Source organism: Salinicola sp. MIT1003, from assembly GCF_001858555.1.
GTDB lineage: Bacteria > Pseudomonadota > Gammaproteobacteria > Pseudomonadales > Halomonadaceae > Salinicola > Salinicola salarius.
In genome coordinates this window covers 20,302-43,032 of record NZ_MCAP01000012.1, presented here as the reverse complement: position 1 = coordinate 43,032, position 22,731 = coordinate 20,302, and the positions used below count along the sequence as shown (strand labels likewise).

The following is a 22,731-nucleotide window of genomic DNA, read 5'->3' as shown; positions in this document are numbered from 1 at the left end:
GTGTGATCTCGTTTCAGGATCCGGACTCCACACGATCCCGGTGCCAGGGCATCGACAGCCTCAATGCCGCATCGACGCCGAAGTAGAGCAGGACGGCAAACGCCACGAGCACGACCAGAGCGGCAAACATCAGGTCGATCTGCAACCGTGCATTGGCATTGAGCATCAAGTAGCCCAGCCCCTGGCTGGAGCCGACCCACTCACCGATCACCGCGCCGATCGGCGCCGCGCTGGCTGCCATCCGCAGCCCGGAAGCGAGCGACGGCAGGGCGGCCGGCAGTTGCACCTTCAGCAGCTGCTGGCGCCGGCTCAGCCCGAAGGTGCGGGCCAGATCGAGCCAGCCTTGTGGTGTCTGCCGCAGCCCGTCGTAGCCGGTCGACGCGACCGGAAAGTAGATGATGACCATGGCCATCAGAATCTTCGGGCCCAGGCCGTAACCGAGCCACAGCATCAGGATTGGCGCCAGCGCGAACAGCGGGATGGCCTGACTGATCAGCAATAGGGGCAGTAGCGTGCGGCGCAGGGCGCGGAAGCGAGCCAGCGCCAGCGCCGTTGCCAGCCCCAGCAGGATGCCGCCGATCAGCCCGGCCACTATCTCGATGGCGGTGATGCCGGCATGATGAGCAAGCAACGCGCGCTGTTCGATCAGCGCGCTACCGACGGCCGTCGGCGAGGGCAGGATGTAGCGTGGCACGCCGGTCAGCATCAGTACCAACTGCCAGATGGCAACAAGGACGACGAGCGCCCCCACGGGGCGAACGAGTCGGCCCGGTGCAATCTTCTCAAGCATGTGCCGACTCCTGCAGCCGAGTGACGAGCTCGGCCTGACGACGCTGCAGGTCGACATTGTCGAGCGGGCGCGGGCGAGCACCTTCGGGCACGGGTATTGATACCAGGCGGGCGGGCTCGCCCTGCAGGATCAGGATTCGATCGGCCAGACGCAGCGCCTCGAGGGGGTCGTGCGTCACCATGATCACCGTGCGGTCGGCCAGGAGCCGGCTGGCAAGGTCATGCAGTTCCAGCCGGGTAATGGCGTCGACCGCGGAGAAGGGCTCGTCCATCAGGACGACACTGGCATCCTCGAACAGTGTACGGGCAAGGGCGACGCGTTGGCGTTGCCCGCCGGAGAGTTCGTCCGGCCACTGGCCGGCCTTGTCGGTAAGACCGACCTGGTCCAGCAGACGCCCGGCACGCTGTCGATCCTCGGGCGTGGGTCGCCCTCGCCAATGCGCACCCAGCATCACGTTACCCACCACGCGCTGCCAGGGAACGAGAAGATCCTGCTGCGCCATCCAGGCGAGACGGCCCGCCAGCGGCGTGCCGTCGCTGGTATCGAGATCGAGATGATGGTTGTCAGGTAGTCTCAGGCTGGCGATCATGCGCAGCAACGAACTTTTGCCGCTGCCGCTGCGACCGAGCAGGCAAGTCCAGCTGCCCGCGTCGAACCGGGCCTGAAGCCCGTGAAACAGCGGGCGATCGCCGAACGTCAGCGAGGCCTGGCGGACGACGAGTCCGGGTGGTGGCATGACAACTTCCGCGTATGTAGTAGGGCAATCGGGCGAAGTCATGCGAGAACTGCTGGCATTTCCTCCGCCGGTATTAGCCGGTTCAGGTTCAAGGGTTGTGCATACCGCACTCTCAGCCCGTCGCATGGGCACCCCTATCCAGTGCCTGCGATTGTACGCCGACCATCACCGCCTGCCCACCGGTGATGATCGGGCCGACACAAGGACGAAGTGCATTGACGATGCGAGACGTTCCGATCCGCGCGGATGACGAGCTGACACGACGCATGGCGGCGCTGACGGGCAAGTCGCTGACGCCGTTGGCGCTACGCTGGCCGGACAGCGCCAACTGGCTGTGGCGCAGCGAAGAGCTTTCCCCGCAGTTGCTGAAGTTGGCGAGAAGATCGCCCGCAAACGACGGTTTCTGGTGGGGTATCCAGCAGCTGTTCGGATTCGACCGTTGGCAAGTTCCCGAGGCGCTGACCCGCGTGCCGGGATGGCTGCCGCCCCATTTGCCGATGGCGCCGCTGCCGATGACGTTCCTCGACCGGCTGCAGCAGGCGCCGCTCTGGAGCCTGCCATGGCGTCATGCCGCCCCGCCTGTAATGAGCGAGGCGCTGGCCGCGCGACTCGGCGATCAACTGGGGCTACTGCACCAGGAGGCACAGCCGGGGTTTGGTCACCCAGTTGGTGACATCTCGCCGTTGTCGAGTTGGCCGGAGCGTGCTCGCGCTTTCGTGGAGAACCATCCCCGGCGCGACTGGATAGGCCACATGCCGAGCTGGCCGCAGCCCGCGAAGAGCGTCTGGTGCCTGCCGGATCTGCGCAGCGATCAATTTCTCGAAGGCGCGACGGACTGGCTATGGAGCGACTGGGAAGCGCTGGTGTGGGCGCCGCTGGAGCTGGATCTCTGCCTGCTAGAACTGCTGCTGGAAAACGCCGGCCACCGCGATGCCTTCATCGCCGCTTATGGTCGCCGTCATCCGATACCGGATCTCACCGACTATCGCCCCGGAATGCGTGCGCTGGCGGTGCTGCTGGCGCTGCATGGAGAAGGTGCCGGGGATCAGGTAAGTGGTCATCCGCACTGGCTAAAAGATTAAATTTGCAGCAATTTTCGACCACGCAAGACTTCGCCTGCATGGCATACTAGGGTCTGTTGCCGTTTCATGCACGGCCGCGCCGAAACGGCAACAGACCCTGGATCATCCCAACTCATAACCGATGGCTGATAATTGGACTCGATCAATAGCCTGTTTCTTGTGTGTGGGGCGCTGATAGCCCTCAGTATTCTGGCCAGCCGGGTGTCGTCCCGGATCGGCGTACCGCTGCTCGTTCTCTTTCTGGGCCTGGGTATGCTCGCCGGCGAGGAAGGCGTGCTCGGCCTGCAGTTCGATGATTACTCTCAGGCGTTTCTGATCGGCCACCTGGCGCTGGCGATGATTCTGCTCGACGGCGGCCTTCGCACGCGCTTCCGGACCTTCCGCGTGGGGCTCAGGCCGGCACTGTCGCTGGCCACCATCGGGGTCTTCCTGACCAGCGGTATTCTGGGCCTGCTGGCCATGTGGCTAATGGATCTGACGCTTACCGAAGGCTTGCTGGTGGGGGCGATCGTCGGCTCGACGGACGCCGCAGCGGTCTTCTCCATGCTCAAGGGGCAGGGCGTCAATCTCAACGAGCGCGTGGGGGCAACGCTCGAGATCGAATCCGGTACCAACGATCCGATGGCGATCTTTCTCACCATCACTCTCGCCGAATTGCTGACCGGTGCCGTCGGAGGTGTATGGGAGACGCTGATGCGCTTCTTCCTGCAGTTCGGGCTGGGGCTTGCCGTCGGGTTGGGCGGCGGCTGGGTATCGGCCAAGCTGCTGCGTTATCTGGATCTGGCACCGGGGCTCTATTCGCTGTTGGCGCTCGCGCTGGGGTTCTGCATTTTCGGCGCCACCAGCGCTGCTGGCGGCAGCGGCTTCCTGGCCATCTATCTCACCGGTCTGATGATCGGCAACCAGCCCGGTCGCCATCTCACGCACATTCTTCCCGTCCACGACGGGCTGGCCTGGCTGAGCCAGATCGGGTTGTTCCTGGTGCTGGGTCTGCTGGTCACGCCGTCGGAGATGATCGATTACGCGATACCGAGCGCCATCCTGGCCGTGGCGTTGATCGTGCTGGCACGTCCCGTCGCGGTGGTGGCTTCGCTGGTGCCGTTCTTCAATTTCCGGTGGCGAGAGATCGGTTTCATTTCCTGGGTCGGGCTGCGCGGGGCCGTTCCCATCGTGCTGGCGATCTTCCCGGTCATCAGCGGTGTCGAGAACGCCACGCTCTATTTCAACGTGGCGTTCTTCGTCGTCCTGATCTCGCTGCTGCTGCAGGGCTCGACACTGGCGCGGGTCGCCCGCTGGATGCGGGTGGTGCTGCCGGAAACCACGACGCCCGATCGACGCGGGCAACTGGGCGTGCTGCCGGAGAACGACTACGAGATGTTCGTCTACAAGGTCGAGAATGAATCCCTCGATGACGTGCCGATTCGCCTGCTGCGCCTGCCATCCGGTACGCTGATCTCGGCGATCTTTCGCCAGCACGCCATGCTGCACCCCAAGGGGAGTACGCGCTTGCGGCTGAGTGACGTGATTTGTCTGATCGGGCGGACCGGCGATCTGCCATCGCTCAACCGGCTGTTCAACGGCGAGGCCAAGCTCAAGCGGGAGCGTGCGTTCTTCGGTACCTTCACGCTGGATGGCGAGGCCCTGATGCAGGAAGTGGCCAACGCCTACGGTTTGACGCTGAGTCCCGGAGAGCAGGAGATGACACTAGGGGAGTTCGTGGCGCTGCGCGTCGGCGGCCATCCCGTGGTCGGGGACGACGTCGACTGGCATGGATTTCACTGGGTCGTCAGCGAGATGGAAGGGAATCGCGTCACGCGAGTGGGTCTACGTCTCTATCATTGATCGTCGAAGCGGCTGGGCTTCGCTTCTGAAACAAGGCTACGGGGGCTGCATTAATGGCCCCGTAGCGGCGTCTGGTGTCTGTGTAGTTGTGTAGTCGAAAAAGCGTATTACTCGACGTCTGCATCGTCGGTGGGGTGGTCCAGCCGCTTGCCAGTCTCCCGAGACGTCATGCTGTTCATGCTGTCGGCTCGCTTCTGTGCCTGGGCGGCTTCCGGAAAATGCCCCAGGCTGCCACCCGTGTCGCCATCGTAGACCTCATAGCTGACCTGTTGGGGGTTGCCGGGTAGATGTGTCTTTCTGATCTCGACGAACGGTTCTGCCATGATGGAATCCTCCAGGAAAGACATCGATTTTCAGGTTAGTTGAGACGCCGGCGTTGTACAGCGAATCCATCGGCCGGGTGAGGCGCTTCATGCTATGGGAGGCGCCTCGAGCGAAGTGGAGCGCGGCGGCTGGGCGAGTGCTTGTGAGTCCACGAGGGCCGCGAAGTTCAATCCGGATCCAGATCCCACTGCAAACCGAACTGAAGGCCATTGATCGCTTCGTCGATGAAGCCACTACCTTGATCGTTGCGGCTATCGTCAGCCAGTTCCAGTGCCATTTGCCTCTGGGGGTCCGGCCAACCCAGGCGCGCCATGCATAGCTGATATTCACGTTCGCCAGCGATCTGGTGCGTCTGACGCTCGCAGGTATTGCTGTCCCGCAGGAAATTCGTGGCTGTCAGCCGCGGCGTCGCCGACACGCAGCCTGCCAATAGAAGAAAAACGACAAAGAAGATTAACGCGCGGTGCATTGGCAACATCATTAGAGACTAGTCGCAGGGTAGCACCGTCCGCCCCCCTATCCGCACCATCAATCAAAAAAAGCGGGTGAAGGATATCTCTGCTTCGATCCCGCGCAGACACTTTCGGCGATCTGAATCACGAAGCGAGGCCCGAGGTGGGCGAGCACCAGTTGAGCAATACGTCATGGAGGGTGATGTGAATGACACGGATGCTATCACTGTCTTCGAACTGCTCGACTAGCCGTTCCCAGGCGTCGACAGGCTCTCCGTCCCCTCGGCTAATCGTCACCTGATGACGACGATTGGCGTGTGCCACAGAGATGAGCTTTTCCGCCCGGCGTACGAGTCTGGCTTCAGGCGTTGGGAAGAGGATGACCATCGAACGCTCCGAGATGACTGTTCATACATACAGTATCGGTCAGGAGAGAGGCGAACACAAACGGAACGCTCAACCGAACCGAGCGGGTAGACGCCTTGCACCGCCATATCGAACCAAGCCCGCACGGTCTCCGGTGCTGAAAGCGAACTCAGTGCGGATGGCTCTCCATGTACGACTGGATGGCGGACATGGTGGTCTGCATATCATCGCAGAACGACTGGGACGGCTGGAAATCGGCGCCGCTCGCCAGCTTCTTCATCTCCTCGTCATGGTTGGAAACCCGACCATTCTCGCGCAAGCCCCTCGCCATGCTCGCCAGTTCCTGCTGGGTCTGCTGGGGGTCGTCACTGCTGGCGATGAACGCCTCGATCTGCTGCGTCTGCTCGCCGACATGTTTCATCAAGCTATCTGCCGAGCATTCGAAGTCGGCCGCAGACGCCTGGGTTGACCCGATGATGGCGCCCAGCGCCCCGGCAATGAGAATATTTTTTATGGAATTCAAAACGATACCTGTCTTCTGGTGAAGTGCTACCCACTATGACAGTTTTGAGGGTCGCTCTCTAGCACGGGCTGGCGTTTTGGCTGGGCGAGATTAGTGAAGCCTGAGGAACTCGATCTACAAGCAATGTTGAATGAGAGCCTGGCCTGCCTGGGTGTCTTCAATGACATGAAGATGGAACACATTGTATGTTCAGTGGCAGTAGTCAGAAGAGAAATGGAATGAACAGTCCAGAAACGAAAAAAGGCCAGCTAAGTAGCTGACCTTTCTCGAAAAAGTGGCGGAGGGACAGGGATTCGAACCCTGGGTAGGCTATTAACCTACGCCGGTTTTCAAGACCGGTGCATTCAACCGCTCTGCCATCCCTCCGGCTTACGGCGAGGCATACTACCAGCTCGGTCGAGGACGTCAATAGGTTCTTTAGCTTTCAATAAGTTATTTCTTCTCCGGGGGCTTCCATAGCGCTTGTCAGGGGAACTTTGCAAGGGCATTCTGGTCTATGGGTGAGTTTCAACAGAACTGAGGGGACTACAATGGATTTTCGAACATCGCACGACATCGCCGATCGTCGATCGAGCGCGGTCAGCACCAACAAGGTGTTGCGTAACACCTACATGTTGCTGGCCATGACTCTGCTATTCTCTGCCGTGACCGCCGGCGCGGCCGTGGCCATGGGTGTCACGCAGCTCAACGTCTTCGTATTCTTCATCGGTGCCTATGGCCTGATGTTCCTGGTTCACAAGACGGCCAACTCCGGCGCGGGCATTGCGGCAATATTTGCCTTTACCGGGTTCATGGGGTTCACGCTGGGGCCGATCATCGACCTCTACCTGTCGATCCCCAACGGCGCGCAACTGGTGATGACCGCCTTGGGCATGACCGCGGCCACGTTCCTGGGTCTGTCAGCCGTTGCACTGATCACGCGCAAGGATTTCAGCTTCCTGGGCAACTTCATGATGGCAGGCGCCATCGTGCTGGTACTGGCCATGGTTGCGGCGATGATCTTCAACATCCCGGGGCTGGCGCTGGCGGTATCTGCCGGCTTCGTGCTGTTTTCCTCGGCGGCGATCCTGTACCAGACCAGCGAGATCGTGAATCGCGCGGGCGAGACGAACTACATTCTCGCGACCATCACGCTGTATGTGTCGATCTATAATCTGTTCATCAGCCTGCTGTCGATCCTGGGCGTGATGTCTCGCGACTGAGCGTACACGGATCATTGGTGATACTGGATGACTCGAGGCCCCACTACGGTGGGGCCTTGTCGTTTGGTACCATGGCGTTTTTGGGACTCACGAAACGGAGCGACCGATTGCCGATGTTGACCTACGCTCTGTTGGTGCATGCCGCGCCTTACAGTCATCAGGCGGCGCTTTCGGCGCTGCGTTTCGCGGAGACCGTCGTGGCGGGGGGGCACCGTCTGAAAACGGTCTTCTTCTACCATGACGGGGTTCACAACGCCTCGGCGCTGATGTCACCGCCGCAGGACGAAGTCCATCTGGCCGATGGCTGGAAACGACTCCACGAAGCGCATGGTGCCGAACTGCTGGTTTGCGTGGCGGCGGGGTTGCGCCGGGGTGTGCTGGATACCAGCGAGGCCAGCCGTCACGGACTGGCTGCGCATAGCGTCGAGCCACCGTTCGAACTGACCGGCGTCGGCCAGTTGGTCGATGCCATGCTAGCCAATGATCGACTGATCACCTTTGCGCCATGACGACTTTTTCGGATATGGAAACCGTTTCTGATGTAGGAACCGTGCCGCAGGATCTGCTGATCGTGCTGCGCCATCCGCCACACGGCTCGCAATGGCTTCGCGAGGGGCTCGACGTCGCGCTGGTGGCGGCTGCCTTCGGCCAGCGGGTCGGGTTGCTGTTCCAGGGCGATGGCGTCTATGCCTTGCTGAAAGATCAGCAGGCGGGTGCCTTGGGGCAAAAGGGCACCCACCCGCAGATGGCGATGCTGGAGATGTATGACATCGACACGCTTTGGGTCAGCGAGACGGCGCTCGCCGAGCGGGGGCTTTCGGTCGACGACCTGATGCTGCCGGTAGTGCCCCTGAATGCTGAGGCGGTGGCCGAGTGCTTTGCGCACCACCCTCATGCCTTGATCTTCTAGGATCTTTATTTCGATCTTCCCGGCCTGGAACGACGCCAATGCTGTTGCATCTGCTCAATCGATCCCCGCAGTCGCTATCCGTCTATCGAGAACTGGGCGAAGCCTTCGGGGCCGACGATCATCTACTGTTGATCGAAGACGCCTGTTACGCGGCGCTACCGTCGGCCAGCGCCGCACTCGAGCCTTTCGGAGGGCGCGTGTCGGTGCTGGCGGAGGATCTGGCATCCCGGGGGTTGGCCGAGCGGGTCAGCCCGGCCATCGCCGTCGTCGATATGAACGGCTTTCTGTCGCTGACGGAAAGCCATGAACGCTGCGTGAGCTGGTTCTAATGGCAACGACAACGGCAAGAACACTGTTGGTGGAAGGGCGACCCATCGCGCTGGACCCGGAGGGGTATCTGGTCTCGCTCGACGACTGGTCGGAAAGCGTCGCCGAAGCGCTGGCGGCGGATGACGGTCGTGAGCTGACGCCGGCCCATTGGGAAGTGATCGCGGTACTGCGAGACTTCTACCAACGCTTCGAGACCGCGCCGGCCATGCGCCCGCTGGTCAAGGCAGTGAAGCAGTCGCTAGGCGAGGAGAAGGGCAGCTCGATCTACTTGATGCAGCTGTTCCCCGAAAGTCCGGCCAAGGTCGGCGCCAGACTGGCCGGCCTGCCCAAGCCGACCAACTGCCTCTAGCGCCCGGTTATTCAGACTCCATGAACTTTCTCGCTCACGCCTGGCTTTCGCGCCACGGCAGCGATGCATTCCTCTACGGCAACCTGATCGCCGACGGGGTCAAGGGGGCCGATCTCGAATCGTGGCCGGCAGCGGTCGCGTCTGGCATTCGTCATCACCGCCAGGTCGATGCCGCCATCGATCGGCACGCAGAAGTGTTGCGCCTGCTGCAGATGGCGCCGAAAGCCCAGCGGCGTTTCGCCGGTATCGCGCTGGATCTGGTGTGGGATCATTTTCTTGCCAGCCGTCATCCGGACGCGGCACTGGTGGAGCGCTGTTACCGGATCCTTGGCGAGCGGCAGGCGCCGGCGCGTCTGGAGAGAATGGTGCCGACGCTGATCGACGGCGACTGGCTGCAACGTTATGCCGATTTCGATTTCACCTGCCGCGCCATCGCCGGCATCGGCCAGCGCTTGCGCGGCCCCAATCAGCTCGCCGCGCTGACGCCCTGGCTGCGCGACGAGTACGACCATCTCGAAGCCGCTTTCACCACGCTATGGCCCGACATGCAGCGCCGGTTCGGTGTGTGAACCGACGCTTGCCGCCAGTCTTCAGTATTGCAGCCAGAGACAGTCGACACGATCACCGGGACGGATATGGCTGTCGGCCGGGATCACGGCGAAGGCATTGGTGGCCGCGCAGGAGGTCAGTACCGCCGAACTCTGCTCGGGATAGAGGCTGGCGGTGACTCGCTCTCCCTCGAACGCCAGATTGGCACGCATGTAGTGGCGCCGCCCCTGTGTTCGAGTCTCGAACTGCGCTTCGGCGCTGACCACCGGTAGCGACAGCCTGTCGCTGCAGCCCTGAAGTTTGCCCAGCAATGGGCGCAGATAGAGCCAGGCGCCGACATAGCTCGAAACCGGATTGCCGGGCAGGCCGACCAGTCGGGTCCGGCCGATCGTTCCCAACGCCAGCGGCTTGCCCGGCCGCATCGCCAGGCGCCAGAGCGAGAGCTCGCCCAACTGCTCGAGCGCCGGCTTGACGTGATCCTCCTCGCCGACACTGACGCCGCCCGTGGTGACGATGACATCGGCCTTGGCCGCAGCTTCCCGCAGGCGCGCCAGGGTGGTATCGAAATCGTCGGCCACCTTGACCTGGCTGACGAGATCGCCACCGAAGCGGCGGATCAACGTCGCCAGCATCGGCCCGTTGCTGTTGTAGATCTGTCCGCGCGCCAGCGCCTGGCCGGGCTCGACGATCTCGTCGCCGGTGAGCAGCAGCGCCACCTTCGGCCGCCGCACCACATTCACCGTCGAGAAACCCTGTCCGGCGAGCAGCCCCAGGGCCGCGGCGCCGAGCCGCGTGCCGGCGGCCAGCAGAGGCTGCCCCGTGGCCACGTCCAGCCCACGGCGACGCACGTTCTGGTCAATCTGGGTCACCGGGACGATCGCGTCGTCGCCGTCCAGCTCGACGTTTTCCTGAATCGCCACGCAATCCGCGCCAGGCGGTATTTCGCTCCCCGTGAAGATTCGAGCACAGGTGCCGGGCGTCAGCGGCTGCGGCGGCTGGCCGGCGGGAATGCGCTGGGAGATCGGCAAGCGCTTGCCGCTGTCTCCGCTGAACAGCGCATAGCCGTCCATGGCGCTGTTGTCGGCCGGCGGCACATCGATGGCGACCTCTACATCGTCAGCAAGCACGCGATCGTCGGCATCGAGGCAGGCGATTCGCTCGCTTTCCAGGCGCCCGACGCCGTCGAGCAACGCTTCGAGCGCCTGTTCGACACTCTGGAGTGCACTTTTGGGTTGCTCAGCCATGGCCATGCGTCCCCCGCTCGGGAATCACCAGGTTGGCGAAATTGCAGGGGCGATGGCGGCTGTCCAGCTGTTCCTTGAGAATGCGATCCCAGCCGGTGCGGCAGGCGCCGGTCGAACCCGGCAGGCAGAAGATCACGGTGGCATTGGACAGACCGCCCAGGCAGCGGCTCTGGACGGTGGAGCTGCCGATCTCCTCGAACGAGAGCTGACGAAACAGTTCGCCGAAGCCTTCGATACGCTTGTCGAGCAGCGGGGCGATCGCTTCCGGGGTGGAGTCGCGTCCGGTGAAACCCGTGCCGCCCGTCGTCATTACGACCTGCACGTCGTCATCGGCGATCCATCCGGCGACCACGGCACGAATCCGGTAGACGTCGTCCGGCACGATACGCTTCTCGGCGAGCCGATGGCCGGCCGCCTCGAGAGCATCGACGAGTGTCTGCCCGGAACGATCACTGCTTTCGTCACGCGTGTCCGAGATCGTCAGGACCGCGATCGATAGCGGAATCAGGGTCGAGTCGCTCATGAATTTTCCTTGCCGCCATTGGCCTCGGCCTTGCGAGCCTGGCGCGCTTCCAGCGCGGCGAGCTGCTCGTCGCTGGCCGGGGCCTGATAGTGCGCTTTCCATTCGGAATAGGGCATGCCGTAGACATATTCGCGCGCCGTCTCGTAATCCAGTTCGGTGCCGCGCGCTTCGGCCGCGCTGACCAGCCATTTGGACAGGCAGTTACGGCAGAAGTCGGCCAGGATCATCAGGTCGATGTTCTGGACATCCTTGTTGTCGTCCAGGTGACGAAGTAGACGACGAAAGGCGGCGGCTTCGAGTTCGGTGCGGGTCTGGTCGTCGAGGTGATGCATCGGGGACTCCCGTCGTTGCTGGAGATGAAATCGGGGATTAATCACGGTGGAAGCGTCGCGTCGTCAGTCCGTGTCGCCGGGCGTGCAGACCGAAAGCACCACGGCGTCGTTCTCGCTCGTGGAAACCAGGGCGTGGCCCATGTCGCTGTCGAAGTAGAGCGAATCGCCGGCGACCATCGCCAGCGGCTCGTAGAATTCCGAATACATCAGGATTCTGCCCTCGAGAACCATCAGGAACTCTTCGCCATCGTGGCGAACCCACTCCTGAAACTCCTCGAAGTGCCGAGCGCGGACGATCGTCTTGAACGGAATCATCCGCTTCTGGGCCAGCTGGCACGAGAGAAGCTCGTGCTCGTAGGTCGGGGTCGGGTGCTGCTTGCCGTCGCCGCGCGGGGTGAGGTCGCGCCGGCCGCTGGACTGCCGTTTGGGCTTGGTGGGCTTGAGCAACTGCGGCAGGTCGATGCCCAGGCCGGTGATCAGTTTCTGAACGGCGGTGAACGTCGGCGAGATCTGGTTGTTCTCGATCTTGGACAGCGTCGAGCGGGCCAGCCCGGTGCGGGCGCTGACGTCGCCCAGCGTCCAATGGTTCGAAAGCCGTATCTCCTTGAGCCGCTCGCCCAGGCGAAGGGGTTCGACGAAGGCTTTGCGACCGGCGGCGATGCGCAGTGCGGCATCCTGATCGTTACTGGCGGCCATGAAACTCTCTGTCAGGAGCGTGGGAAAATCATTGTGCAGCATTGATGGCCCAAGAATATCACAGCGCGGCGCCCAGGCCCTGCGCCGAAAGCGCTCGGCACGAAGTCAGGCCGAATAGGGGTGGCCCAGCAGTGCCGTCAGATGGGCTTCGACGCTCAACGGCAGCGTCTTCAGGTGATAGCCGCCCTCCAGCACCGAGACCAGTTTGCCGCCGGCATGCCGCCGCGCGACATCCATCGCCAGCGTGGTAATCCAGTAGAAGTCTTCATGATCGAGCGCCAACTGACCCAGCGGATCGTCTCGGTGGGCATCGAAGCCGCTGGAGAGTAGCACCAGTTGGGGGCGATGCCGATCCAGGGCAGGCAGCCACGCCGCTTCCACCGCTCTCCTGAAGCCGAGGCTGCCCGTGCCGGCAGCCAAAGGCGTATTGATGATGTTGGGCCACTGGCCCGTCAGGTAGCGCCAAGGGTAGAACGCTTCCTGAAAACTGCTGCAGACCAGTATCGATGGGTCGTCGTGGAAGATGTCCAGTGTGCCGTTGCCCTGGTGGACATCGAAGTCGAGGATCGCGATTCGCTCTATGCCGTGAACGGCGCGTGCGTGGGCGGCCGCCACGGCCACGTTGTTATAGAAGCAGAAGCCCATCGCTAGCGCCCGCTCGGCATGGTGGCCGGGCGGGCGCACGGCGCAGAAGACGTTGTCGGCACGGTTGCCGCAGACCAGGTCGACACCCCGGATCGCCGCACCGGCACCCAACGCTGCGGCCTCCAGCGAGTACGGTCCCATTCGCGTGTCGCTATCGAGCTGCTGAAGGCCGCTTTGTGGTCGCTGTGCGTCCAGTGCGCTGAGGTAGTCTGGGGCATGCACTCGCTCGAGCTGGAGGCGCGTCGCCGGCCCGGGCTCCGACTGCATCGTCTGCTGCAGCAGGCCGCTCAGCATGAGCCTGGCACGTATGGCCTCGAGGCGCATGGGAGACTCGGGGTGGTGAGAGCCCATGTCGTGCAGCGCGATGTCGGGATGAGTGAGATACGAAGTGATCATGGGTCTCGCCAGCCGATTCGAAGTCGCTCCATTCTGGGCGAGAGCGGTGCGCTGCGTCACACCGTTGCGCTTCGACTTTGGTCTATGAGGTAAACCTCGGCGGCCTGACCGTGTAGGGTTGAAAACCTCATAACCAACGTCGTGAGGTCCACCGTGGCCACGCAGTTTCTGCGCCGATTTTTCGCTCCGCGCTCATTGGTGGTGATCGGAGCTTCCCCCAAGCCCGAGTCGACCGGGGGAGTCGTTCTTCAAAACTTGCTTCTGGCAGGGTTTCCCGGCCCGATCTGGGCGGTCAATCCGCGCGGTTACAAGGAGGTTCATGGCGTGGCCTGCTTCCGGCGTATTGCCGACCTTCCCGAAACCCCGGATCTCGCCATCATTTGTTCGCCCTTGCACGGCGTGCCCGAGGTCCTGGAAAAACTAGGTGCCAGGCAGGTCAGGGCGGCGCTGATCGTGTCGGGCGGAGCGTCGCTTGGCGAAGGTGCCGAGGCGCTCGCTGGATCCCAGGGAGAAGGATCGCTGCGTGGATCCCGAGGAGAAGGATCGCTGCGGGCACGGCTGCAAAAGGCGACGCTGCAATCCGGCATGCGGGTACTGGGGCCAGAGTGTCTCGGCGTCGCGGTTCCCTCCATGCGGCTCAACGCGACCTACGCCAGTCAGCCGATTGGCGATGGCAGCGTTGCCTACCTGGGCCAGTCGGGCATGCTGGGCAACGCGATGATCGACTGGGCCGCTGGCCGCGAGGTCGGCTTTTCCCATCTGGTGACGCTGGGAGACAGCCTCGACGTCCAGTTGCCGGATGTCATCGACTACCTGAATCAATCCGGGCGCTGCCGGGCGCTGCTGCTGCATCTGGAGGCGTTCCGCAATGCGCGCCACTTCATGACGGCGCTGCGTGAATCGTCGCGTAACCGTCTGGTGCTGGCGATCAAGAGCGGGCGCACCGCCGAGGCGACGCTGAGCCCGGTTGCGCCGACGGCCGGCATCGATCGTCGCGATGCCATCGTCGATGCCGCGCTGGCCCGTGCCGGGGTCGTACGCGTCGACGATTCCGACGAACTGTTCGATGCGCTGGAAACGCTGTCGCGGTTCAGGCCGCCGAAGGGCGATCGTCTGGCGATCGTCTCCAATGGCGTCGGTCCGGCGCTGCTGGCGATCGACAAGTTGATCGACGGCGGCGGTCTGCTGGCCGAACTCAGCGAGGCATCCGCCCAGGCACTGATCACGCAGAAGCTGGACGTCAGCCGCCCGGGACGCAATCCGGTCGATCTGGGCGGCAGCGCCACGCCGGAAGATTATCTGAGTGCGCTGGAGATCGTGACGCGCGACCCTAATGTCGATGCGGTGCTGGTCTTGCACGCGCCGACACGACTGGCGCCATCCCTGGCGACCGCCAATGCGCTGGTCGAGGCGCGCCAGCGCTTCCGGCATCGCCTGCTGGTGAGCTGGATGGGGCTGAAGGAGGCGCTGGATGCCCGTGCGGCCTGCAACCGCGCCGGCATTCCCAGCTACGTGTCGCCGGAGAAGGCCGTCAGAGCCTTCCTGCATCTGGTGCGCTATCGCCAGGTCCAGAACCTGTTGCAGGAGACCCCGCCATCGCTGCCGTTCGGCTCCAGTGCCGAGATGCGTCAGCGCTGTCATGCGCTCATCGACGATGCCCTGGCACGCCAGCGGGATCGGCTGACCCATCAGGAAACCGGCGACGTGCTGGGGGCCTACGGTATCGAATGTGCCCCCAGCGAGTATGTGTTCGATCTGGAGCAGGCGGAGCGGGCCACCGAACGGCTGCAGGGGCCATGGGCGGTCAAGGTCGTCCATCGTGACAACTGCGAACCGTTTCGCTATGGCGGGGAATCGCGTCGGCAGGCTGCCTCGCTGATTCAGGACCTGGAGCAGCCCGGCAGCGTGGTAGATGCGGTCGTCCGTCTGGAGGCGCGTGTCAGCGAAGCGCTGCCGGACAGCCCCATCTACAGCTACTGTCTCCAGACCATGCAGCGCGGCAAGGGCTCGCTGCAGTTGTGTGCCGGCATCACGCGAGATGCGGAGTTCGGCCCGGTCATCGTCTTCGGCACCGGGGGCTACAAGATCGATGTCATGGCGGATCGCCAGACGGCGCTGCCGCCGCTCAACATGCGGCTGGCGGAAGAGCTCATCGACCGTACGCGGGCAGGTCGACTGATTCGCGAACACAGCGACGATCCTCGGGAGGCGATCGCCTGGGTCTCTCGCCTGCTGGTCAAACTGTCTCAGATGGCTTCCGACCTGCCGCGCCTCAAAGGGCTCGAGATCAATCCGCTGCTGCTCAACCAAGAGGGTCTGCTGGCGGTCGATTTCGCGCTAGATCTGGGGGAAGCCTCGACACAGGCGATCATGCCGTACCCGGAACAGTTGCGGGAAACGGTGGTGCTGGCGGGGATGAACGTCGAAATTCGTCCGATTCGAGGCGAGGACGCGCCGCTGATCACCCATTTCCATACCTTCCTGTCCGAGCAGAGCATTCGTTACCGCTATTTCCATCACAAGGCGGTGCTGTCGACGCGGGATCTTTCCCAGCTCAGCCAGATCAATTACGACCGCCAGATGGCGTTCATCGCGGTTCGCCGGCGCGAAGAAAGTGAGAGTGCAGAAGCCAGCGATAGCGGGCCACGCGGCGAAGAGATGCTGGGCGTGGTGCGGGTATGGAACGACCCCGACAATATTCGTACCGAGTTCTCGATCATCATCCGTGACGATTTCCACGGCATTGGCCTCGGGCGTCGTCTGATGCGCAAGATGATCGATTACAGCCGCCAGGTGGGAACGCTTGCCATGGTCGGAACGGTCATGAGCGATAACCTGCCGATGCGACAATTGCTGGCAAGCCTGGGGTTCGAGCTGCGCCTGAATATCGAAGAGGGCGTGCTCGAAGCCACGCTACGGCTGAATGAACCGCAGAGCGATTGGCAGCGCCATCGTCTGGAGGCGGCACTGGACTGACGAGACGAAAGATTTGATCGCAGGGAGGAGCAGGTAGAAACGGCAATAAGTTGAACGATCATTCAATTATAGGATATTGTCGTTTGAAGGGTTATTGATAAAACCGTATGATGCGAAACCTAACAACACTAACAGATACCGTTCGACACGCGCGTTAACCGGCACGTGAAGAGCTTCTTCTGCTTTGCCAACCTAGGCCTGACATGACCGACACACAGCAAACCAAGATTCAAGTGCGAAACTTGAGCAAGGTGTTCGGCGACGACACCAAGAAAGCGCTCAAGCTACGTGACGAGGGTCTCAATCGCGCCCAGATCCTCGAAAAGACCGGGCAGACGCTCGGACTCTCCAATATCAATTTCGACGTTCGGGAAGGCGAGCTCCTCGTCATCATGGGCCTCTCCGGCTCAGGCAAGTCGACCTTGATTCGTTGTCTGAATCGCCTGATCGAACCTACCGAGGGTGACATCATCATCGGTGGGGAGAACATTCCCCAATTGAGCGACAAGGCGCTGCTGCACTGTCGTCGTCGACACTTCTCGATGGTGTTCCAGAATTTCGCCCTGTTCCCGCATCGCACGGTGCAGATGAACGCCGAATACGGGCTCGAGATTCGCGGCATCGACAAGGCCGAGCGGGCCGAGAAGGCCAGGAATTCGCTCAGGCAGGTGGGGCTCGAGGGTTGGGAAGATGCCTATCCCAATCAGCTGTCCGGCGGGATGCAGCAGCGTGTCGGCCTGGCTCGTGCGCTGGCCAACGACTCCAGCGTGCTGTTGATGGACGAGGCCTTTTCCGCCCTCGACCCACTGATCCGACGCGACATGCAGCAGGAGCTCATCGAGCTGCAGCATCGAATGAAGAAAACCACCATCTTCATCACCCACGATCTCGATGAAGCGCTCAATATCGGCGATCGGATCATTCTGCTGCGTGATGGCGAGATCGTGCAGATCGGCACGCCGGAAGAAGTGCTGACACGTCCTGCCGACGACTATGTCGCCCGCTTCACCGAGGGTGTCGATCGCTCTCGCGTCGTGACGGCACGTCGCGTCATGCGCCCGGTTCGCGCCACGGCCCGTCACGACGACGGCCCGCGCACCGTATTGCGCAAGATGAGCGAGAATGCGCTGGACTCGATCTACGTCGTCGATCGCGAGCGCAAACTGCTGGGAATCCTGGAGGCCGATAGCCTCGATGAGGCAGCGAAAGCCGGCAAGGATTCGATCCAGGAACTGCTGGTGACCGACTTCCCCCGCATCGGTCCGGACGAGCCGCTGGCCACGTTGTACCCCATGTTTCAGGGCAAGAGCATTCCCGTGGCGGTCATCGATGACCAGCAGCGGCTGCTCGGCGTGGTGGTCAAGGGTGCCGTACTCGAACAACTGGCGCAGACGGGAGAAGAATGATGGATTTCGATATTCCAAGAATTCCGCTGGGCGACTGGATCGAGGGCGGGCTGGATTTTCTGACTACCGAGTTTTCCGGCGTCACCCGGGCGATTTCCCGCGGTACGCAGACCGGCATCAATCTGCTCAACGACGGGTTGATGTGGCTGCCTGAATGGGCGCTGATCGCCGTCGTGGTATTGCTGTGCTGGAAAGTCAGTGGGCGGCGCCTGGCCATCGGGGCGCTGATCGGCCTGGCGCTGATCTGGAACCTCGGCCTGTGGAACCCGATGATCCAGACTCTGACGCTGGTGGTCATCGCGACGCTGGTGGCTATCGTGATCGCCTTGCCGCTGGGGATTCTGGCTGCGGTATCCGATCGCTTCTACAAGGTGATCATGCCGATCCTGGACTTCATGCAGACGATGCCTGCCTTCGTTTATCTGATTCCGGCAATTCCGTTTTTCGGTATCGGCTCGGTATCCGGCATCTTCGCCACGGTGATCTTCTCGATGCCGCCGGCCATCCGCTTCACCACGCTGGGGATCCGGCAGGTGCCGAAGGATCTGATCGAAGCGGCCGACGCCTACGGCTCCACGCGCAGCCAGAAGCTGATCAAGGTCCAATTGCCGCTGTCCCTGCCGACGCTGATGGGCGGTATCAACCAGACCATCATGCTGGCGCTGTCGATGGTCGTCATCGCGGCGATGATCGGCGCCAACGGCCTGGGCAGCGAAGTCTGGCGCGCCATTCAGCGGTTGCGTCCGGGTGAAGGCTTCGAAGCCGGTATCGCTGTCGTCATCATGGCTATGCTTCTGGACCGGCTGACGCAATCTCTCAGCGGTGGCAAGAAGACGAAGTAGCGCGAGAAAGCCAAGTAGAGCGTGAAAATCAGGTAGAGCGTTTAAACCAGACAGGGCGTTTAAACGAAGTAGAGTCTGATGCTGTCGGCGCTCTGGCCGGCAGCATGACTTGCGGTACGTAAACCATAAAAAGGGGAAAGTCGATGACACGCAACGCAATGTCACAAGCCGTTCGCTATGGCGCCTTGATGATGGCTGCCGGCATCAGCATGACCGCCGGTGTCGCTCAGGCCCAGGACAGCAAGGGAACCGTCAAGCTGGCCTACGTCGAATGGGCTTCCGAAGTCGCTTCCACCAACGTGATCCGCGCCGTGCTCGAAGAGCAGGGATATGACGTTGAAATGAACTCGCTGGGCGCGGCCGTCATGTGGCAGGCCGTCGGCACCGGTGATGCCGATGCCATGGTCGCCGCCTGGCTGCCGACGACTCATGGCGATTATCTCAAGCAGGTCCAGGACGAGGTCGAGGATCTCGGTCCCAACCTCGAGGGGACCAAGCTTGGGCTGGTCGTGCCGGCTTATACCGATATCGATTCCATCGAACAGCTCAACGATCATGCTGACGAATTCGATGGCAAGATCGTGGGTATCGATCCGGGCGCTGGTCTGATGGCGCAGACAGAAGATGCCATCGACGAATACGGTATCGATGACCTGCAGCTGCAGTCGAGCAGCGGCGCGGCCATGACTTCCTCGCTGGCCAGTGCGATCCAGAACAAGGAAGACATCGTGGTGACCGGTTGGACGCCGCACTGGATGTTTGCGCGCTGGGATCTCAAGTATCTCGACGACCCCAAGAAGGCCTTCGGCGATGCCGAGCATATCAACACGGTCGTACACAAAGGCTTCAAGGAAGAGATGCCGCAGGCCTACGCCATTCTGGACAATTTCCACTGGACGCCGGATCAGATGGGCGAAGTCATGCTCATGAACCAGGAAGAGGGTTCGGATCCCTACGAGAACGCCAAGAAGTGGGTCGACGAACATCCTGATGTCGTCGCCGAGTGGACCGACGGTACTGCCGAATAACCTGGCCCGCCATCAGTCCCCACGAAGCGCCCGGTCGTCAGACCGGGCGTTTTGCGTTGGCGATCGGCTATCTTCTATCGGCTATCGAAACCGGGATAGCAGGCCGACGTCGGCAATTCAGGGCGCCAGACGGGTGCGATGCCACTCCTGCGTCTGGAGGTCTCGACGCGTGTAGCGCACACGGTCGTGCAGTCGGCTGCGCTGGCCCTGCCAGAACTCGATCGCATGGGCGACGAGACAGTATCCCCCCCAGTGCGGCGGTCTTTCCACGGACTGGTTCGCGTAAACCTGCTCGAAGCGCGACAACCGTTCCTGCATCCAGTCCCGATTGGGGATTTCGACGCTCTGCTGAGACACCCAGGCTGCCAGCTGACTCTTGCGAGGCCGGCTGGAGAAGTAATCGTCCGACTGCTTGGCATCGACCTTTTCGACACTGCCCTCGACACGAACCTGGCGCTGCAGTCCCGGCCACCAGAACACGAGGGCGGCATTGGGAACATGGGCAAGCTCGTTGCCTTTCTGACTCTGGTAGTTGGTATAAAAGCGGAAACCCTGTGCGTCGAAGCCCTTCAACAGCACGATGCGCGCATGGGGATAGCCTTCGCTGTCCACCGTAGCCAGCGTCATGGCATTGGCATCCGCCCCTTCGCTCTCGGTCGCCTGCTTCAGCCAGTCTTCGAACAAGGGGAGCGGTGTATCGGGGGTGTTTTCCGGCGCCAGGGCTTCGCCTTCGTAGTCCCGTCGCATACCGGCGAGGTCGCTCATCTGTGATTCTCCGTGCAGCGATGTGAGTTGGTGATCATTGTAGCCTGACCGGCTGGTGGATGATGCTTGCTTGCCTTAGTCATTAGCCTAGGGCTGTTTGGCATCCCAGCGCGAATCGCTAGCCCAGACGTGCGTGGAGCGCCAGCACGGCCCCGCAGCAGCACCAGCCCAGCACGGCGTAAGGCAGGTTCCAGCGCAGCATCTCCTGAACGGCAATCTGGTAGCGTACGCAGATGGCCAGATTGCTGCCGGATAGCGGGCTGCTGCCGGTGCCCAGTGCCCAGCACATCAAGAACAGCATCCCGAGCAGGGTCGGATCGGGATGGAGCGGTGCAATCAGCGGCGCCAAGGTGGCGATACCTATCAAGGGATGGATGCCAGTAAACGAGATGATCACGATCATGCCGAGCGCAAACCAGGCTTGCCAGTGTCCGAAATGGGCGATTGGCAGGTCGAGTCCGTCGGGTAGGCTGGCCAGCAGCGCCGCCAGCCCGGTAGAGATGACGCCGGCGCCCAGGAACAGTGCAAATTGCGGGGCCAGCCGCTGTAATCCATACGTGAACTGATGTTGCATGCGCTCGCGCCGATGATCCCTTGGCATCAACAGAAACGAGAACAGCGGGGCAACGATGGCAATGATCAGCGGGATCGAGAGCCCTGGCCAGAGCAGGTGCAGCACAATGACCACGAGCGCCAGCAGGCAGGGCATCAGCAGTGCGCTCTTCTCGATGGGATAGCCGGTGAAAGGGGCTTTCAATCGCCAGACATCGATCCAGTTGAGGATCAGCAGCAATGCTGCCGTCAGCAGTCCCCAGGGGACCAGATTCAAGTAGTTGAGCCCGGGCGCGTAGGTCAGCGCCACGCCCATGGCGACGAAGAACGGCGACCAGGCCGCGGCGGCAGTGAAACCTCGCCCGAGGATGAGCGCCTGTGAGCGCGTCAGTTTTCCTTCCCGCTGCATGCGTTCACCGAACAGGAAGACCACCGAGAGATTGATGGCCGCGCCGAACAGGTGGGCGCCCAGCATGGTGCCGATCATGCTACCTGGCCGTTGTGGGTTCTTGGTGGCCATGGGCGTGGCCATGGTCAGAAAACTCACGCCGGCAAACATCATCAGCAGCGACTGATTGATGGTGAGCGCTTCCAGCAAGGGATAGGGCGTTCCGCGAACCAGCGCCACGCCCCACAGCAACAGGCCGGCGGCAAAGAGCGTGCCGGCCTGACGGCGCGAAGTCCGAGGAAGTGTGCGAAATAGCCGCAGCGTTGCCAGCCAGGCCAGTACGGCGGCCGGCCAGACCGGCCAGCCAAACAGATTGCAGGCCACACTGATTGCCAGCATGGCAAGAATCAAGATGCTCGAAGGCCTCATGAGACGCGACGATCGAGCCTGCCACGCAAGCGAGCGTATCGGTAGGCCATGATCGCCAATGCGCCGGCGGCCAGAATTTCGGCAAAAACCAGCACCGAACCGCCGCCCTTGCTGACGATCATCAGGCCTTGAACGACGTAAAGCACGCCCAGGGCCGTCAACCAGATATGGCCTCGACGCCGCTGCATCAACACTGTCGGTAGAAACAGTACCAGTGGCAGGATTCTCACCAGTAGCGCCGCGACCTGCGCATGCTGCTGGATATAGTGCCAAATGCCGCTGATCACCAGCAGCGCCAACAGCGTCGCATAGGCAATCCATACCGCGCGTCGGGCTGTGCCGAGAGCCGCTATCTCTGAATGCTGGGTGGGAACTTCACTCATGAACGTGCATCCCTCATCGCCTTGAGTGCAAGGGAAAGCTGAGCGAGGCGGCTACCTTGCGCGAATGCCAACTTGCGCTCATCGGCGTCGACTTCCCGATCTGCGTTCGGGCCGGCCAAATGGCTGGTGCCGTAAGGCGTTCCGCCGCTCTGGGTACTCAACAGCGTCGTCTCGCTATAAGGGACGCCAGCGTACACCATGCCATGATGAAGTAGCGGGATCAGCATGGTCAGCAAGGTGCTTTCCTGCCCACCGTGCAGGCTGGCCGTCGAGGTGAACGCCGTCGCGGGCCGATCGACCAGCGCGCCATTCATCCAGAGCCCGCTGGTCGTATCGAGAAAATACTTGAGCGGTGCGGCCATGTTGCCGAATCGGGTCGGGCTGCCCAGCGCCAGGCCCGAGCAGTGGCGTAGATCGGCTTCGTCGACGTAAATGGCACCCTCGTCGGGTATTTCCGGCGCAGTCGCTTCGCAGACCGGCGAGACCGCCGGCACAGTGCGCAGACGCGCTTCAATGCCGGAAACGCTCTCGATTCCGTTGGCCAGCTGCTCTGCGAGCGTCTTCGTTGCTCCCTGTCGCGAGTAATAGAGCACCAGAACGTAAGGCGTGGTAGGGCTGGTGGCGGCCGTGTGGTCGGTCATGGCTGTTCCTCGAGAGCGAGCGGAAAATCA

General features: G+C 62.2%; 26 protein-coding genes, 1 tRNA gene and 1 riboswitch. Of the genes, 12 read left to right on the top strand and 15 right to left on the bottom strand.

Going from position 1 to position 22,731, the window contains the following annotated elements; genetic code table 11:
- Positions 1-13: 13 nt before the first annotated feature.
- Positions 14-790: an ABC transporter permease gene (locus tag BC443_RS07470; RefSeq protein WP_071231224.1), complete on the bottom strand. Its 777-nt coding sequence runs from the start codon at positions 788-790 to the stop codon at positions 14-16.
- On the bottom strand, positions 783-1,526 hold the full coding sequence (locus BC443_RS07465; RefSeq protein ID WP_071231223.1) for an ABC transporter ATP-binding protein: 744 nt from the start codon (positions 1,524-1,526) through the stop codon (positions 783-785). The genes BC443_RS07470 and BC443_RS07465 overlap by 8 nt, the downstream gene beginning before the upstream one ends.
- Before the next feature lie 42 nt (positions 1,527-1,568).
- A riboswitch (TPP riboswitch) is annotated at positions 1,569-1,672 on the bottom strand.
- 75 nt (positions 1,673-1,747) lie between these two features.
- Between BC443_RS07465 and BC443_RS07460 the strand changes: the two genes are divergently transcribed.
- Positions 1,748-2,608: a hypothetical protein gene (locus BC443_RS07460; RefSeq protein WP_071231222.1), complete on the top strand. Its 861-nt coding sequence runs from the start codon at positions 1,748-1,750 to the stop codon at positions 2,606-2,608.
- 132 nt (positions 2,609-2,740) lie between these two features.
- Positions 2,741-4,450 (top strand): potassium/proton antiporter, encoded by a 1,710-nt coding sequence (locus BC443_RS07455; protein ID WP_071231221.1) that lies wholly within the window; start codon positions 2,741-2,743, stop codon positions 4,448-4,450.
- Between the two features lie 107 nt (positions 4,451-4,557).
- Here the strand turns inward: BC443_RS07455 and BC443_RS07450 are convergent, their stop codons facing one another.
- The 4 genes from BC443_RS07450 to BC443_RS07430 form a co-directional block, all read right to left on the bottom strand.
- Positions 4,558-4,773 carry a hypothetical protein gene (locus BC443_RS07450; protein WP_139284269.1) on the bottom strand — a complete coding sequence of 72 codons (216 nt, stop codon included), beginning with the start codon at positions 4,771-4,773 and terminating at the stop codon, positions 4,558-4,560.
- A gap of 167 nt (positions 4,774-4,940) precedes the next feature.
- Complete coding sequence (locus tag BC443_RS07445; protein WP_071231219.1) at positions 4,941-5,243, bottom strand: hypothetical protein; 303 nt, start codon at positions 5,241-5,243, stop codon at positions 4,941-4,943.
- A gap of 518 nt (positions 5,244-5,761) precedes the next feature.
- The gene (locus BC443_RS07435) at positions 5,762-6,013 is read right to left on the bottom strand and encodes a hypothetical protein (RefSeq protein WP_139284268.1); all 252 of its coding nucleotides are present in this window, start codon (positions 6,011-6,013) and stop codon (positions 5,762-5,764) included.
- Between the two features lie 377 nt (positions 6,014-6,390).
- Positions 6,391-6,481, bottom strand: a tRNA-Ser gene (locus BC443_RS07430).
- A 164-nt stretch (positions 6,482-6,645) separates the two neighbouring features.
- Between BC443_RS07430 and BC443_RS07425 the strand changes: the two genes are divergently transcribed.
- From BC443_RS07425 to BC443_RS07400, 6 genes are all read left to right on the top strand, one after another.
- Positions 6,646-7,317, top strand: coding sequence for a Bax inhibitor-1/YccA family protein (locus BC443_RS07425; protein WP_071231216.1), 672 nt, complete (start codon positions 6,646-6,648; stop codon positions 7,315-7,317).
- 116 nt (positions 7,318-7,433) lie between these two features.
- Entirely contained in the window at positions 7,434-7,826 is a 393-nt protein-coding gene (gene tusD, locus BC443_RS07420) for a sulfurtransferase complex subunit TusD (protein WP_071231271.1), read from the top strand.
- Positions 7,827-7,840: 14 nt separating this feature from the next.
- Entirely contained in the window at positions 7,841-8,227 is a 387-nt protein-coding gene (gene tusC / locus BC443_RS07415) for a sulfurtransferase complex subunit TusC (RefSeq protein WP_071231270.1), read from the top strand.
- A 38-nt stretch (positions 8,228-8,265) separates the two neighbouring features.
- Entirely contained in the window at positions 8,266-8,556 is a 291-nt protein-coding gene (gene tusB, locus BC443_RS07410; RefSeq protein ID WP_071231215.1) for a sulfurtransferase complex subunit TusB, read from the top strand.
- Positions 8,556-8,906, top strand: a complete 351-nt coding sequence (locus BC443_RS07405) for a TusE/DsrC/DsvC family sulfur relay protein (protein WP_071231214.1) — start codon at positions 8,556-8,558, stop codon at positions 8,904-8,906. Before tusB ends, BC443_RS07405 begins: the two co-directional genes overlap by 1 nt.
- Positions 8,907-8,926: 20 nt before the next feature.
- Positions 8,927-9,475, top strand: a complete 549-nt coding sequence (locus BC443_RS07400; protein WP_071231213.1) for an ACP phosphodiesterase — start codon at positions 8,927-8,929, stop codon at positions 9,473-9,475.
- A 21-nt stretch (positions 9,476-9,496) separates the two neighbouring features.
- On the opposite strand, the gene glp is transcribed toward BC443_RS07400, so the two are convergent.
- The 5 genes from glp to BC443_RS07375 form a co-directional block, all read right to left on the bottom strand.
- Entirely contained in the window at positions 9,497-10,699 is a 1,203-nt protein-coding gene (gene glp, locus BC443_RS07395) for a gephyrin-like molybdotransferase Glp (RefSeq protein WP_071231269.1), read from the bottom strand.
- Complete coding sequence (gene moaB, locus BC443_RS07390) at positions 10,692-11,222, bottom strand: molybdenum cofactor biosynthesis protein B (RefSeq protein WP_071231212.1); 531 nt, start codon at positions 11,220-11,222, stop codon at positions 10,692-10,694. Before moaB ends, glp begins: the two co-directional genes overlap by 8 nt.
- Complete coding sequence (locus BC443_RS07385; protein WP_071231211.1) at positions 11,219-11,554, bottom strand: DUF1244 domain-containing protein; 336 nt, start codon at positions 11,552-11,554, stop codon at positions 11,219-11,221. The genes moaB and BC443_RS07385 overlap by 4 nt, the downstream gene beginning before the upstream one ends.
- A 63-nt stretch (positions 11,555-11,617) precedes the next feature.
- Positions 11,618-12,250, bottom strand: coding sequence for an XRE family transcriptional regulator (locus BC443_RS07380; protein ID WP_071231210.1), 633 nt, complete (start codon positions 12,248-12,250; stop codon positions 11,618-11,620).
- Between the two features lie 105 nt (positions 12,251-12,355).
- Entirely contained in the window at positions 12,356-13,291 is a 936-nt protein-coding gene (locus BC443_RS07375; RefSeq protein WP_071231209.1) for a histone deacetylase family protein, read from the bottom strand.
- A 153-nt stretch (positions 13,292-13,444) separates the two neighbouring features.
- Between BC443_RS07375 and BC443_RS07370 the strand changes: the two genes are divergently transcribed.
- The 4 genes from BC443_RS07370 (at position 13,445) to BC443_RS07355 (ending at position 19,543) form a co-directional block, all read left to right on the top strand.
- Positions 13,445-16,267: a bifunctional acetate--CoA ligase family protein/GNAT family N-acetyltransferase gene (locus BC443_RS07370; RefSeq protein ID WP_071231208.1), complete on the top strand. Its 2,823-nt coding sequence runs from the start codon at positions 13,445-13,447 to the stop codon at positions 16,265-16,267.
- A gap of 203 nt (positions 16,268-16,470) precedes the next feature.
- Positions 16,471-17,673: a glycine betaine/L-proline ABC transporter ATP-binding protein gene (locus BC443_RS07365; RefSeq protein ID WP_071231207.1), complete on the top strand. Its 1,203-nt coding sequence runs from the start codon at positions 16,471-16,473 to the stop codon at positions 17,671-17,673.
- Positions 17,673-18,515, top strand: a complete 843-nt coding sequence (locus BC443_RS07360) for a proline/glycine betaine ABC transporter permease (protein WP_071231206.1) — start codon at positions 17,673-17,675, stop codon at positions 18,513-18,515. Before BC443_RS07365 ends, BC443_RS07360 begins: the two co-directional genes overlap by 1 nt.
- A 143-nt stretch (positions 18,516-18,658) precedes the next feature.
- Positions 18,659-19,543 (top strand): glycine betaine ABC transporter substrate-binding protein, encoded by an 885-nt coding sequence (locus BC443_RS07355; protein WP_071231205.1) that lies wholly within the window; start codon positions 18,659-18,661, stop codon positions 19,541-19,543.
- 117 nt (positions 19,544-19,660) lie between these two features.
- Here BC443_RS07355 and pdxH read toward each other — a convergent pair whose 3' ends face one another.
- The 4 genes from pdxH to wrbA all read right to left on the bottom strand — a co-directional run bounded on the left by pdxH (position 19,661) and on the right by wrbA (position 22,701).
- Positions 19,661-20,308 (bottom strand): pyridoxamine 5'-phosphate oxidase, encoded by a 648-nt coding sequence (pdxH, locus tag BC443_RS07350; RefSeq protein ID WP_071231204.1) that lies wholly within the window; start codon positions 20,306-20,308, stop codon positions 19,661-19,663.
- Between the two features lie 118 nt (positions 20,309-20,426).
- On the bottom strand, positions 20,427-21,647 hold the full coding sequence (locus BC443_RS07345; RefSeq protein ID WP_083387277.1) for a hypothetical protein: 1,221 nt from the start codon (positions 21,645-21,647) through the stop codon (positions 20,427-20,429).
- Between the two features lie 26 nt (positions 21,648-21,673).
- Positions 21,674-22,060 carry a DUF2069 domain-containing protein gene (locus tag BC443_RS07340; protein WP_071231202.1) on the bottom strand — a complete coding sequence of 129 codons (387 nt, stop codon included), beginning with the start codon at positions 22,058-22,060 and terminating at the stop codon, positions 21,674-21,676.
- On the bottom strand, positions 22,057-22,701 hold the full coding sequence (gene wrbA / locus BC443_RS07335; RefSeq protein ID WP_071231201.1) for an NAD(P)H:quinone oxidoreductase: 645 nt from the start codon (positions 22,699-22,701) through the stop codon (positions 22,057-22,059). Before wrbA ends, BC443_RS07340 begins: the two co-directional genes overlap by 4 nt.
- Between the last annotated feature and the right edge of the window lie 30 nt (positions 22,702-22,731).